Origin of the sequence: Ensifer sp. ENS08, assembly GCF_014852195.1 — a bacterium.
GTDB lineage: Bacteria > Pseudomonadota > Alphaproteobacteria > Rhizobiales > Rhizobiaceae > Ensifer > Ensifer adhaerens.
Genome location: NZ_JACVBF010000003.1, coordinates 105,632 through 118,572 on the forward strand (window position 1 = coordinate 105,632; position 12,941 = coordinate 118,572).

At 62.6% G+C, this 12,941-nt stretch carries 12 protein-coding genes; 4 read left to right on the forward strand and 8 right to left on the reverse strand.

Annotation, left to right across the window (positions count from 1 at the left end):
- The first annotated feature begins 10 nt into the window (after positions 1-10).
- Genes trpD through glp form a run of 4 tightly spaced genes read left to right on the forward strand, consistent with a single transcriptional unit; the run spans position 11 to position 3,558 of the window.
- The gene (gene trpD / locus IB272_RS10460) at positions 11-1,024 is read left to right on the forward strand and encodes an anthranilate phosphoribosyltransferase (RefSeq protein ID WP_060517064.1); all 1,014 of its coding nucleotides are present in this window, start codon (positions 11-13) and stop codon (positions 1,022-1,024) included.
- A gap of 14 nt (positions 1,025-1,038) precedes the next feature.
- Positions 1,039-1,854 (forward strand): indole-3-glycerol phosphate synthase TrpC, encoded by an 816-nt coding sequence (gene trpC / locus IB272_RS10465; protein ID WP_192444385.1) that lies wholly within the window; start codon positions 1,039-1,041, stop codon positions 1,852-1,854.
- A complete protein-coding gene (moaC, locus tag IB272_RS10470) occupies positions 1,854-2,342 on the forward strand; it encodes a cyclic pyranopterin monophosphate synthase MoaC (RefSeq protein WP_034791001.1) in 489 nt (162 codons plus the stop codon). Before trpC ends, moaC begins: the two co-directional genes overlap by 1 nt.
- A gap of 4 nt (positions 2,343-2,346) precedes the next feature.
- Entirely contained in the window at positions 2,347-3,558 is a 1,212-nt protein-coding gene (gene glp, locus IB272_RS10475; protein ID WP_060582170.1) for a gephyrin-like molybdotransferase Glp, read from the forward strand.
- A 275-nt stretch (positions 3,559-3,833) separates the two neighbouring features.
- Here glp and IB272_RS10480 read toward each other — a convergent pair whose 3' ends face one another.
- From IB272_RS10480 to pcsA, 8 genes are all read right to left on the reverse strand, one after another.
- The gene (locus IB272_RS10480) at positions 3,834-5,126 is read right to left on the reverse strand and encodes a hemolysin family protein (RefSeq protein WP_034790998.1); all 1,293 of its coding nucleotides are present in this window, start codon (positions 5,124-5,126) and stop codon (positions 3,834-3,836) included.
- A 166-nt stretch (positions 5,127-5,292) separates the two neighbouring features.
- Complete coding sequence (locus IB272_RS10485; RefSeq protein WP_051659212.1) at positions 5,293-6,072, reverse strand: FadR/GntR family transcriptional regulator; 780 nt, start codon at positions 6,070-6,072, stop codon at positions 5,293-5,295.
- A 219-nt stretch (positions 6,073-6,291) separates the two neighbouring features.
- Positions 6,292-7,362 (reverse strand): BMP family ABC transporter substrate-binding protein, encoded by a 1,071-nt coding sequence (locus IB272_RS10490; protein WP_034791380.1) that lies wholly within the window; start codon positions 7,360-7,362, stop codon positions 6,292-6,294.
- Between the two features lie 49 nt (positions 7,363-7,411).
- Entirely contained in the window at positions 7,412-8,332 is a 921-nt protein-coding gene (locus tag IB272_RS10495) for an ABC transporter permease (RefSeq protein ID WP_192444386.1), read from the reverse strand.
- The gene (locus IB272_RS10500; protein ID WP_060517054.1) at positions 8,332-9,426 is read right to left on the reverse strand and encodes an ABC transporter permease; all 1,095 of its coding nucleotides are present in this window, start codon (positions 9,424-9,426) and stop codon (positions 8,332-8,334) included. The genes IB272_RS10495 and IB272_RS10500 overlap by 1 nt, the downstream gene beginning before the upstream one ends.
- Positions 9,416-10,990 (reverse strand): ABC transporter ATP-binding protein, encoded by a 1,575-nt coding sequence (locus IB272_RS10505; RefSeq protein WP_060582171.1) that lies wholly within the window; start codon positions 10,988-10,990, stop codon positions 9,416-9,418. The genes IB272_RS10500 and IB272_RS10505 overlap by 11 nt, the downstream gene beginning before the upstream one ends.
- Positions 10,991-11,038: 48 nt before the next feature.
- A complete protein-coding gene (locus tag IB272_RS10510) occupies positions 11,039-12,010 on the reverse strand; it encodes a quinone oxidoreductase (protein ID WP_060517050.1) in 972 nt (323 codons plus the stop codon).
- A gap of 9 nt (positions 12,011-12,019) precedes the next feature.
- A complete protein-coding gene (gene pcsA, locus IB272_RS10515; protein ID WP_034790952.1) occupies positions 12,020-12,745 on the reverse strand; it encodes a phosphatidylcholine synthase in 726 nt (241 codons plus the stop codon).
- Between the last annotated feature and the right edge of the window lie 196 nt (positions 12,746-12,941).

The following is a 12,941-nucleotide window of genomic DNA, read 5'->3' on the forward strand; positions in this document are numbered from 1 at the left end:
GAAACCATCGATGAGTGATCTGAAGCCATTCGTCGCCAAGGTCGCCGCCCGCGAGGCGCTGAACCGCGAAGACGCACGTGCCGCCTTCGAAATCATCATGTCGGGTGCCGCAACGCCGTCGCAGATCGGCGGCTTCCTGATGGCATTGCGGGTGCGCGGCGAAACCGTCGATGAAATCGTCGGCGCGGTGGGCGCGATGCGCGCCCGCATGCTGCCGGTCGATGCGCCAGCGGATGCGGTCGATATCGTTGGAACCGGTGGCGACGGCGCCGGCACCTACAACATCTCGACTCTTGCCTCGCTGATCGTCGCCGGCGCCGGCGTGCCTGTTGCCAAGCACGGCAACCGCGCGCTGAGCTCGAAGTCAGGCACGGCCGACGCGCTCTCATGCCTCGGCGTCAAGCTCGACATCGGTCCGGACGCCATATCGAAATGCATCCGCGAGGCCGGTGTCGGCTTCATGTTCGCCCAGCAGCACCATTCCGCCATGCGCCATGTCGGCCCGACGCGGGTGGAGCTCGGAACGCGCACGATCTTCAACCTGCTCGGTCCGCTTTCCAACCCCGCAGGCGTCAAGCGCCAGCTCGTCGGCGTCTACGCGCCGCAATGGGTGCAGCCGCTGGCCGAAGTGCTGCGTGATCTCGGCTCGGACAATGTCTGGGTCGTTCACGGCGATGGCCTCGACGAGATCACGACGACCGGCACGACCGAGGTCGCAGCACTCAAGGACGGCAAGATTTCCACCTTCACCCTGACGCCCGCCGATTTCGGCCTTCAGACGGTGACGATCGATGCGCTCAAGGGCGGCGACGGCGCGTACAATGCGGTCGCGCTCCAGGCAGTGCTCGATGGTGCCGAGAACCCCTACCGGGACATTTCCCTTGCCAATGCGGCCGCATCGCTGATGATAGCCGGACGGGCAAAGGACCTCACCGAAGGCATGGCGCTTGGGCGCCAGTCGCTTTCAAGCGGCGGCGCGAAGACCGCGCTGCAGCGCCTGATCAGCGTATCGAACGCGGCCTGAGGAAGGATCAGCACATGACGGATATCCTGCGCAAGATCGAAGCCTACAAGCGCGACGAGATCGCGGCTGCCAAGTCGCACGTTTCGCTCGACGAACTCAGGGCGCGTATCGCGGACCAGTCCACCCCACGCGGCTTTCATGCGGCGCTCGCCGCACGCAGGGCCGCCGGCACGTTCGGACTGATCGCCGAAATCAAGAAGGCAAGCCCGTCGAAGGGACTGATCCGCCCGGATTTCGATCCGCCGACGCTCGCCAGGGCCTATGAAGCCGGTGGAGCGGCCTGTCTGTCGGTGCTGACGGACGCCCCGAGCTTTCAGGGTGCGCCTGCCTTTCTCGAAGCGGCGCGTGCGGCCTGCGCCCTGCCGGCGCTGCGCAAGGACTTCATGTTCGACACCTACCAGGTGTTCGAGGCGCGCGCCTGGGGCGCCGACTGCATCCTTCTCATCATGGCTTCGCTCAGCGACGACGACGCCCGCCGCCTCGAAGACGCATCCCTCGAGCTTGGCATGGACGTGCTGATCGAGGTGCATGACGCCGAAGAGATGGAACGGGCACTGAAGCTCACCTCGCCGCTCGTCGGCATCAACAACCGCAACCTCAGGACCTTCGAGGTCGATCTCGCGGTTTCCGAGCAGCTCGCGGGCATGGTGCCTGCCGACCGTCTGCTCGTCGGCGAAAGCGGCATCTTCACGCATGCGGATTGCCAGCGGCTGGAAAAGAGCGGCATCACCACCTTCCTCGTCGGCGAGAGCCTGATGCGCAAGAGCGACGTCGAATCAGCAACGCGCACGCTCCTGACCGGCGCTACGACCACGCTGGCGGCCGAGTGATGAGCAAGCCGACGCTCACGCATATCGGTGGCAGCGGCGAAGCGAACATGGTGGATGTCGGCGACAAGGCCGAGACGATACGCATCGCTGTCGCCGAAGGCCATGTGCGCATGAAGGCCGAAACGCTGACACTCATTCTCGAAGGCGACGCCAAGAAGGGCGATGTCATCGGTACGGCGCGGCTTGCCGGCATCATGGCCGCCAAGCAGACGGCCAACCTCATTCCACTCTGCCACCCGTTGATGCTGACCAAGGTAACCGTCGATATCACGCCGGACCCGGCGCTTCCCGGCCTCCGGGTCGAGGCGCTTGCCAAGCTGACGGGACGCACCGGCGTCGAGATGGAGGCGCTGACGGCCGTGAGCGTCGCCTGCCTTACGATCTACGACATGGCGAAGGCGGCCGATCGCGAGATGGAAATCGGCGGCATCCAGCTGGTCAGCAAGTCCGGCGGGCGATCCGGCGACTATCGACGCGAAGGGAACTGAGGCCATGGCGTTGCTGTCCGTCGAAGACGCGCTCGAGCGGATCCTACACGGCGCCACGCCACCGCAACTGACAGAGCTCGTCGGCCTCCATGACGGGCCCGGCCGCGTGCTGTCTCAGGATATTCCGGCGCGCGTAACCCATCCGGCCTTCGACAATTCGGCGATGGATGGCTACGCCGTGCGCCACCGGGACATTGAGACCGTCGGCGCCGAACTGACCGTGATCGGCCAATCGGCTGCGGGCCACGGCTTCAAGGGCGAGATGAAAGCGGGCGAAGCCGTGCGCATCTTCACCGGTGCGCCGGTGCCATTGAGCGCCGATACGGTGATCATCCAGGAGGATACCGAGCGGTTGCCGGGCAACCGGATCCGCACCAATTTCGTGCCCGGCAAGGGTCGGCATATTCGAACGGCCGGCCAGGATTTTATCGCCGGCGAAGCGGCACTTTCGGCAGGTGACGTGCTCGACGCCGGACGTTTGACGCTCGCTGCGGGGATGAACCATGCGAGCCTGCCGGTCTTCAAGCGCCCGCGGATCGCAATCCTCGCCACGGGCGACGAGCTGGTGGCTCCGGGCAACAAGCCGGGCGACGACCAGATCATCGCCTCCAACAGCTTCGGCGTCGCGGCGATCGCGCGCGACAACGGCGCCGAGGTCATCGATCTCGGCATCGTCTACGACGATCGGGACGCGATCAGTGCCGAGGTCAGGCGGGCGCAGGACGCCGATGTCGACGTGATCGTCACGCTCGGCGGCGCTTCGGTCGGTGACCATGACCTGGTGCAGTCGACGCTCATTGCCTGCGGCATGACGCTCGACTTCTGGCGCATCGCCATGCGGCCGGGAAAGCCGCTCATGGTGGGCCAGCTCGGAACGGCCACGGTGCTGGGCCTGCCGGGCAATCCGGTCTCCAGCCTCGTCTGCGCCCTGCTCTTCCTCGAGCCGCTGACCCGTAAGCTCGCCCGCTTGCCATTGCGCGACCGCATAACGACCGCGCGGCTTGCAAGCCCGCTTCCGGGCAACGACGTCAGGCAGGACTATGTGCGTGCGCGCCTTACGCGGGACAGCGACGGCACGTTGGTCGCCCATCCCTTCTCGCGGCAGGACTCGTCGATGATGAAGGTTTTCGCGCAGTCCGATTGCCTGATCGTGCGCCCGCCGCACGCCACCGAAGCGCCTGCGGGCACAACCTGCGACATTCTCAGGCTTCGCTGAGCAAACCAAGCGCGAGCCACCTCTGGGAGCGCAAAAACAAAAGACCGGGCAGAACCCGACCTTTTTCCCGTTCATGGCGGGTCCTCTCGATCATCCGTAGTCGGGCGACCTCAGCGATGATCACGTTTCCTCGTCATAGAGCGCCACCAATTCGGCGCCGTGACACGGACCCTCACGTTTTGTGACGAAGCACTTTGTGACGATGTAAGCGGCCGCATGGGGCAGTCACCGCTCTTGCCGCGTCAGGCCGGGGGTGCCCCCCGGCCGCGCATGGATCAGTTGCCCGTCTCGTCCGAGCGGCTGACCAGGATCTTGTCGATGCGGCGTGCATCCATGTCGACCACTTCGAAGCGGTAGCCATGGGCAATCGCGACATCGCCCTCCTCCGGCGTCTTGCGCAACTGCTGCACCAGGAAGCCGGCGATGGTCTCGAAGTTGCCGTCGGCGTCGATTCCCTCGATGCCGATGGTCAGGTGGATTTCGTCGATCGGCGTGCGGCCGTCGACAAGATAGCTTCCGTCTTCGCGCTGGCGGATCAACGCATGCTCGATGTCGTCGTAGTTCGACGGCAGCACGCCGACGATCGCCTCGAGAATGTCGGCGATGGTGATAATACCTTCAGTGCTTCCATATTCGTCGACGATCATCGCCATGTTGATGCTTGACGACTTGAAGGCTTCCAGTGCCTTTAGGCACGACGCCGTCTCCGGCAAGGTGTGGATTTCCTTGATGTATCTACGCACGTCGAACGGACCGGAGGTCGGCGCGTTCAGGATTTCCTTGGCGAGAACCGCGCCGAGAACGTCGCCGCTCGGGCCATCGACCACCGGATAGCGGGAATGGCCGAACTGATCGATCTTACGACCGACCGTTTCCAGGCTGTCGTTGACGTCGATGAAGCTCACCTCGGTCCGGTGGGTCATGATCGACTTCACGTTGCGGTCGCCGAGGCGGATGATTCGCCTGAGCATCTCGTGCTCGGACTTTTCGATGGCGCCGCTTTCGACGCCTTCGGCCATGATCGCGTGGACTTCCTCTTCCGTCACATGATCAGGATCGTCAGGACGGATGCCGAGGAGACGCATGGCAAGCGACGCTGCGGTCTCGAAGAGATAGACGACCGGCGCGGTGATCCGCGACAAGAAGTGCATCGGGCGCGCGACGAACATGGCCAGCGCCTCGGAATTTTTCAGCGCCAGCTGCTTCGGAATGAGCTCGCCGATAACCACGGACAGGAAGGTGATGAGGGTAACGACGAGTACGAGGGCAACCGTGTTGCCGTAAGGATTGATCCAAGCGACCTCATCGAGCAGCGGCGCAAATTTCGCCGCGATTGTCGCGCCACCATACGCGCCGGCTAAGGTGCCGACGAGCGTGATGCCGACCTGTACGGTGGAAAGAAACTTGCCGGGATCTTCAGCGAGCCTCAGCGCCACTTCGGCGCGGGCATTTCCCTGTTTTGCCATCTGGCGAAGCATTGGCTTGCTTGCCGAGACGATTGCCATTTCCGAGAGAGCAAAAAATGCATTGATCAAAAGCAGGACGAAAATGACAAAAAACTCGGACATGGTCTCCAGATCACCGTTGACGAAAGCCGCTCCACAAGGAGCGAGCCCTCACCAAATAAGGCCAGCGCGCGATCCGAGCAAGCACAAGCAATGAAATCGCTGCAATCTTCTGAACATTGGAAGGGCCGAGCGCTGTTTTGTTGAACAATCTCGACCGGTGGCAGCCTCAACTGCGACTTTGCAGCGCGCTGCGAACGCGCTCGCGCCCGATCTTGATCACGTTTTCCATGGCAAGCCGTGCGCCGACCTCGTCACGCCTGCCGATCTCCTCAACGATACGGATGTGGTTGCGGGCAACCTCGTCTATGCCGCCCTTTTCGGCGACCGGAGAGCTCAGCTTGAAGACACCGACCAACGCCGCTTCGATCAGCCCACCGACCGTGCGCATGAATGGGTTGCCGGAGGCCTCGGCGACAGCCAGGTGAAACTTCAGGTCGGCGCTTGCGAGGCTCTCGGCGCTATGGCCCTCCTCGCCCATCGCAACCGCGAGCCGCATCATGCGGCTGATTTCGGCCTCCGACGCGTTTCGCGCCGCAAGTGCTGCCGCATGCGGCTCGAAGGCCAGGCGCACTTCGCTGAGGTGATAGAGGAAGTCCTCGTCGACACCGCATTCGAAGTGCCAGGTCAGGATGTCGTTGTCGAACAGGTTCCAGTCGTTGCGCGGCGTCACGCGGGTGCCGATGCGGGCACGCGGCACGACCAGCCCCTTGGCGGCCAGCGTCTTCATGGCTTCGCGCAGAACAGTTCGGGATACCTTGAAGCGTGCCGCAAGTTCCGGATCACCCGGAAGAATGGAGCCGACCGGAAATTCGCCGGATATGATTGCCTTGCCGAGTTGATCGACAACATGTGCGTGGCTCGTGCGCTTGCGCGAGCCGGACACGACGGTTTCCAGCAAACTCCTGTTCAATCCATCTCCTCCAGGCACTCCCCTGCCTGATTTCATACGGCGCGACGCGCCACAAGGCCTTCGTGCGGAGCACGGGCGGGGCCCCTAAACCTGCGCAAATGAATGTAGTTTGAACAGTCGATTCCGGAAAGCCCCAGGGTGGCCGCAAAACCGTAAACCGCGCACCGCCGAACGATGAAACAACCCTTACGCGTTTTCCAAACGACAAACCCCGCCGAAATGGCGGGGTTTGCATTCTGTTTCGTAGGCTCTTGCTTACTTCGGCAGCTGATCGTCGACGCCTTCGACGTAGAAGTTCATGCCAAGCAGCGTGCCGTCGTCAGACGTCGCCCCTGCAGCAAGCCACTCGCTGCCGTCCTGCTTCTTCAGCGGGCCGGTGAAGGGCTTCAGTTCGCCCGACTTGATCTTGGCTTCGGCGTCCTCAGCGAGCTTCTTCACGTCGTCAGGCATGTTGGTGTAGGGCGCCATCGTCAAGATGCCGTCCTTCAGGCCGTCCCAGCTCGACGTCGTTTCCCACTTGCCATCGAGGAAGGCCTGCGTGCGCTTGATGTAGTAGGCGCCCCAGGTATCGACGATCGCCGTCAGCTGCGTTTCCGGGCCGGCCTTGATCATGTCGGAGGCCTGGCCGAAGGCCTTGATGCCGCGCTCGGCGGCAACCTGCATCGGTGCCGTCGTGTCGGTGTGCTGCGTCAGGATATCGACGCCCTGGTCGACCAATGCCTTGGCAGCATCGGCTTCCTTGCCGGGGTCGAACCAGGTGTTTGCCCATACGACCTTGATCTTGAAGTCCGGGTTGACCGAGCGCGCGCCGATGATGAAGGAGTTGATGCCCATCACAACTTCCGGGATCGGGAAGGAGGCGATGTAGCCGGCGACGCCCTTTTGCGACATCTTGGCGGCGATCACGCCCTGGATGTAGCGGCCTTCATAGAAGCGGCTGTTGTAGGTCGCGACGTTCGGCGCGGTCTTGTAGCCGGTCGCATGCTCGAACTTCACGTCCGGGAACTTCTGCGCGATCTTGATCGTCGCGTCCATGAAGCCGAAGGATGTCGTGAAGATCAGGCCGCAGCCCGAGCGTGCGAGACGCTCGATCGCGCGCTCGGCATCCGGGCCTTCCGGCACGCTTTCGAGATACTGCGTCTCGATCTTGTCGCCGAGCGCCTTTTCCAGCTCCTGGCGGCCGATGTCGTGCGCCTGGGTCCAGCCGCCGTCGGTCTTGGCACCGACGTAGACGAAGCAGACCTTGGCCTTCTCCTGGGCGCTTGCACCGGTGGCAAAGCCGATCGCTGCCGCGGAGCTTGCGAGAACGAGCAGTAGTTTTTTCATTTTCTTGACCTCTGTCGGTTTGAGAAACGTCAGTATGAAATGCTTGCAATCATCGGTCCGGCACAAACGGTTTGCCGAGCGATGCCGGCGTATTGATCAGGGTCATGCGCCGGTTATGCGAAATGAGAATGAGGACGACGATCGTCGCGACATAGGGGAGCGACGAAAGGAGCTGCGAGGGAATGCCGAGACCGAAGGCCTGCGCATGCAACTGGCTGATCGATACGGCACCGAAGAGATAGCCACCGGCCACCAGCCGCCAGGGGCGCCAGGACGAAAAGACCACCAGCGCCAGTGCGATCCAGCCGCGACCGGCCGACATGTTTTCCACCCATTGCGGCGTGTAGACGAGCGACAGCTGCGCGCCGGCAAGCCCGGCACAGGCGCCGCCGAACATCACGGCCAGATAGCGGGTGCGAATGACGTTGACGCCAAGCGCGTGCGCGGAGGCGTGGCTATCGCCGACGGCGCGAAGCTTGAGGCCAGCACGGCTCTTGAACAGGAACCAATGCACGCCCGCGACGATCGCGATCGAAAGATAGAAAATGATATCCTGCCGAAAGAGCAACGGCCCGATATAGGGGATATCCCCGAGAAGCGGTATCGCGATCGGCTGCAGCTTGACGCCCTGCATGCCGAGGAAACTCTCGCCCATCATGCCGGAGACGCCGATGCCGAGCAGGGTCAAAGCCAGGCCCGTCGCCACCTGGTTTGCCACCAGGCTCAGCGTGAGGAAGGCAAAGAGCTGCGAGAACAGTGCGCCGCAGGCGATGCCGGCAAGCATGCCCAGATAGGGCGAACCGGTAATCTGGGTAATCGCGAAGGCGGAGACCGCCCCCATGATCATCATGCCCTCGACGCCGAGGTTCAGCACGCCGGACCGTTCGGTCACGAGTTCGCCGATCGCGGCCAACACCAGGGGTGTTGCGGCAGTGATGACGCTCAGAAGGATCGCTTCGACGATACCCATCAGCGGCTCCCCTCGCTATTGGTCGCGGTCAATCGGTCGAAGACCAGCTTGATGCGATAGTGGATGAGCGTGTCACAGGAGAGCACGAAGAAGAGCAGGAGACCCTGGAAGACGCGCGTCACCTTCTCGGAAACGCCGATCGACAGCTGCGCCGCCTCACCGCCGAGATAGGTGAGCGCCAGCACCAGGCCGGCGGCGACGATGCCAAGCGGATTGAGGCGGCCAAGGAACGCAACGATGATGGCGGTGAAGCCGTAGCCGGGCGAGATGACCGGGCGCAGCTGCTGGATCGCGCCACTGACTTCGGAGATGCCGGCCAGACCAGCAAAGGCGCCCGAAAGCAGCATCGAGAACCAGATCATCTTGCGGGAGGAGAAACCGGCAAAGCGCCCTGCCCGCTCCGATTGGCCAAGCACGGAAATCTCGAAGCCCTTCAGCGTGTAACGCATCATGAACCAGACGAGGATCGCGGCAATGATGGCGAAGGCGAAGCCCCAGTGAGTGCGCCCCGAGGCAAGCATTTCCGGCAGGATCGCATCGACGGCGAAGGTGCGCGTCTCCGGAAAGTTCATGCCGCCCGGATTGCGCCAGGGTCCACGCACCAGCCAGTCGAGGAAGAGCTGGGCGACATAGACCAGCATCAGGCTCGTCAGGATCTCGTTGGTGTTCATATGCGCCTTTAGGAAGGCGGGGATGGCGGCAAACAGCGCACCACCGAGCATGCCCATCAGCATCATTAGCGGCAGCACCAGCGGCGACTGCCAGTCATAAAAGACCACCGGCAGGATCGAGCCGGCAATCGCGCCCATGATGAACTGGCCCTCGGCGCCGATGTTCCAGTTGTTGGAGCGGAAACAGACCGAAAGCCCGACGGCAATCAGGATCAGGGGCGCTGCCTTGATTGCCAGCTCGTGCAGCGACCAGACCTCGCTCAAGGGCTCGACGAAAAAGCTGTAGAGCGCCATGACCGGATTCTTGCCGAGAAGCGCAAACATGATGCCGCCGAAGACGATCGTCAGCAGGAAGGCGATGAACGGCGACAGGATCGAAAACAGCGTCGAGACCTTGGCGCGCTTTTCCAGTTCAATGCGCATGTGCGGCCTCCGTGCCTTCCGTCTTGCCGTACATGCCGCCCATCAGCAGGCCGATCTTTTCGCGCGAAAGCTCTTTTGCCGGATAGGGATCGGATAGCTTTCCGTCGCTGATGACGGCGATCTCCGTCGCCACTTCGAAGATTTCGTCGAGGTCCTGGCTGATGACGAGCACGGCAGAGCCGGCCTTGGCGAGGTCGACGAGCGCCTGGCGGATGCGGCTCGCAGCACCCGCATCGACGCCCCAGGTGGGCTGATTGACGACGAGCACGCTCGGCTGACGGTCGAGCTCACGCCCGACGATGAACTTCTGCAGGTTGCCGCCGGAAAGCGAGCCGGCCGGCGGATCCTCACCACTCTTGCGCACGTCCATCGCCTCGGAGATGCGCTTCGTGGCGCTCGTCACCGCATCGCGACGGATGATCTTGAGGAAGCCGCCGCCGAGAAACGCCTTGGCGTCCGAACGGCTGCGAGCAAGCACGAGATTGTCCGAAAGCGGCAACGCCGATACCGCGGCATGGCCGTGGCGCTCCTCGGGAACGAAGCCCGCGCCCATCAGGCGGCGCGCATTGATGTTGCGGTTGCCGACCGGCTTCTGGCGGATCTGCACCGCATTATCGTCGGCAACCGGGTACTCTCCCGAGAGCGCATCGAACAGTTCGCCCTGGCCGTTGCCGGCAACACCGGCAATCGCCAGCACCTCGCCGGCATGCACCTTGAGACAGATGTTCTTCAGCGAAACGGCAAAGGGCGTGCGAGCCGGCACGGTCAAGTGCCGCGCTTCCAGATGCACCTGGCCCTTGGCGCTCGTGCCTTCGGCCGTCACCGCCGCGACGTCACCGCCAACCATCATGCGCGCCAGCGACGACGGGGTCTCCGCCTTCGGATCACAGGCTCCCGTTACCTTGCCGTGACGCAACACCGTGGCGCGGTCGCAGATGCGCTGCACCTCTTCGAGCCGGTGGCTGATATAGAGAACCGAGCGCCCCTCCGCCTTCAACTTGTAGAGCGTTTCGAACAGGCGATCGGCTTCCTGCGGCGTCAACACCGAGGTCGGCTCGTCGAGGATGATGAGGCGCGGGTTCTGCAAGAGCGCGCGCACGATCTCGATGCGCTGGCGCTCGCCGACCGAGAGATCCGCCACATGCGCCTTGGGGTCGAGCGGCAGTCCGTAGGCATGCGACAGGCGCGACGCCTCTTCCGCCACCCTCGCCAGCGAGATGTTCGCATCCATGGAAAGCGCGATGTTCTCGGCGACCGTCAGCGCCTCGAACAGCGAAAAATGCTGGAAAACCATACCGATGCCGAGCCTGCGCGCAGCCGCGGGATTGGCGATGCGCACGCTCTGGCCCTGCCAGAGGATCTCGCCGGCCGTCGGCGCCAATACGCCGAACAGCATCTTCACCAAGGTCGATTTTCCGGCGCCGTTTTCGCCGAGAAGGGCGTGAATTTCGCCCGGTTCAATCTGCAGATTGATCCCATTGCAGGCCGCGAAGCTGCCAAACAATTTCGTCAGGTTGCTCACAGCCAATAGATGACCGTTCGCCGCTACTCCCTCAACAGGCACGCTGCCCTCTTTCCCCTCTGTTGATCCGCGTCCGCCTTAAGGCTTCGATCACGGAATCAGCAGTGTTGTTCCACTTGTTTTTCTTGTCTCGAGATCCGTATGCGCTCGCCCCGCATCGGCAAGCGGATAAGTCTGATTTATATTGATACGCACTTTGTTGCTTTGCACAATATCAAACAGGGAATTTGCACACGCTTCCAGCGCAGGCCGCGTGGCAACGTAACCAAAGAGTGTCGGACGCGTCGCAAAAAGCGACCCCTTCTGCGCCAGGATGCCGATACTAAAAGCCTCCACCGGTCCGGACGAATTGCCGAAGCTGACCCAGAGGCCGCGCGGCTTGATGCAATCCAGCGACGCCGGATAGGTGTCGCGCCCGACGGAATCGTAGACGACATCAACGCCGCGGCCGTCGGTCAATTCCTTGACCCGCGCGACGAAATTGTCGGTGCGGTAGTTGATCACGTGGTCGTAGCCATGCGCCAGCGCCAGATCGATCTTGTCCTGCGAGCCCGCTGTGCCAATAACCGTCGCGCCAAGCGCCTTCGCCCATTGGCCGGCAATCAGCCCGACGCCGCCGGCTGCGGCATGGAAGAGAATCGTCGTGCCCGGACCGACCTGATAGGTCTGGTTGAGCAAGTATTGTGCCGTCATGCCTTTCAGCATCATCGCAGCCGCAGTCTCGAGGCTGATGCCGTCGGGCACCTTCACCAACTGCGCAGCATCGACGTTGCGCTCGCTCGCATAGGCACCATCGGCCGAGGCATAGGCGACGCGATCACCGACGGAAAACAGGCTGACTCCGTCGCCAACTGCAGTGACGATGCCGGCACCTTCCTTGCCCGGCACGAAGGGCAAAGCCGACTTGTAGAGGCCGGTGCGGAAGTAGACGTCGATGAAATTGAGGCCGACGGCCACCTGCCGGATCTGTACCTCACCCGGCCCCGGCGGCGAGAGTGTCACGCCTTCGAGCTTCAGGACCTCTGGTCCTCCGAGTTCGCGTACCACAATCGCCTGTGCCATTGCCTGCTCCTATTTCCGGCCGAGACTTGGGAAAATCTGCAGCACGAAGCCAATCACGTAGAGATAGATGCCTGTGACGACGAAGCCGGTCACGACCCATGCCGGCGTCGCAAAATGCAGGAGCAGCGCATAGATGCCGAGCGCCGACCACAAGAGGAAGATGCCGAGGTTCAGCGGTCGCAAGCGCTGGACGCGAACCGGATGAAGGAAGTTGATCGGCAGGAAGGTCAAGACCACCGACACGAAAACGACGATCGACGCGGTCAGTTCGCTCGCCTGAATGACGAACAATGTGAAGACGACCATGTTCCAGACGACGGGGAAACCGGAGAAAAAGTATTCGTCCGTCTTCATGCCCATATCGGCATAGTAGATCGCGCTCGAAACCACGATCGCACCGGCCGCGACGAAGGACCAGGGCTCGCCGATCATGCCGCTCTGGTAGAGCGCAAAGGCAGGCAACAGCACATAGGTCACATAGTCGATGACGTTGTCGAGCGTATCGCCCGACCAGTTGGGCAGCACTTCCTTGACGCGCACCTTGCGGGCGATCGGCCCGTCGATGCCGTCGACGAGCAGCGCCAGCCCCAGCCACCAGAACATGTCGACGAAGCGATGCTCGGCCGCAGCCACGACACCCAGGAAGGCGAGAAACGACCCCGAGGCGGTCAAGATATGCACGGAAAAGGCGCGAATCTCGGCGTAGGGAACTCGTCTATAGTTAAAGAACTTCATCTGCGGATGCCGCCCACCCCTGCTGTTTTCCCCGTGCGGGCCTTGACCCGCCTCGACCGCTGTGCGGCGCGTTGCCCGTAATATGCACCCTTTGCAACGCATCGCCACTAAAATTCAAGTATTACAGCCTCCCCTCGCCCCACTGTCCTGTGGACACCTGCAAATTGCTTCTGCGCTGATTCTACCCATTTATTTC

Bases quoted from the DNA above. Each gene is read 5' to 3' on its own strand.
- glp (WP_060582170.1), top strand. From the start codon at position 2,347: ATGGCGTTGCTGTCCGTCGAAGACGCGCTCGAGCGGATCCTACACGGC.
- IB272_RS10490 (WP_034791380.1), bottom strand. From the start codon at position 7,362: ATGAAAAAACTACTGCTCGTTCTCGCAAGCTCCGCGGCAGCGATCGGC.
- IB272_RS10500 (WP_060517054.1), bottom strand. From the start codon at position 9,426: ATGCGCATTGAACTGGAAAAGCGCGCCAAGGTCTCGACGCTGTTTTCG.
- IB272_RS10510 (WP_060517050.1), bottom strand. From the start codon at position 12,010: ATGGCACAGGCGATTGTGGTACGCGAACTCGGAGGACCAGAGGTCCTG.
- moaC (WP_034791001.1), top strand. From the start codon at position 1,854: ATGAGCAAGCCGACGCTCACGCATATCGGTGGCAGCGGCGAAGCGAAC.
- IB272_RS10485 (WP_051659212.1), bottom strand. From the start codon at position 6,072: ATGAAATCAGGCAGGGGAGTGCCTGGAGGAGATGGATTGAACAGGAGT.
- trpC (WP_192444385.1), top strand. From the start codon at position 1,039: ATGACGGATATCCTGCGCAAGATCGAAGCCTACAAGCGCGACGAGATC.
- IB272_RS10480 (WP_034790998.1), bottom strand. From the start codon at position 5,126: ATGTCCGAGTTTTTTGTCATTTTCGTCCTGCTTTTGATCAATGCATTT.
- pcsA (WP_034790952.1), bottom strand. From the start codon at position 12,745: ATGAAGTTCTTTAACTATAGACGAGTTCCCTACGCCGAGATTCGCGCC.
- trpD (WP_060517064.1), top strand. From the start codon at position 11: ATGAGTGATCTGAAGCCATTCGTCGCCAAGGTCGCCGCCCGCGAGGCG.
- IB272_RS10495 (WP_192444386.1), bottom strand. From the start codon at position 8,332: ATGGGTATCGTCGAAGCGATCCTTCTGAGCGTCATCACTGCCGCAACA.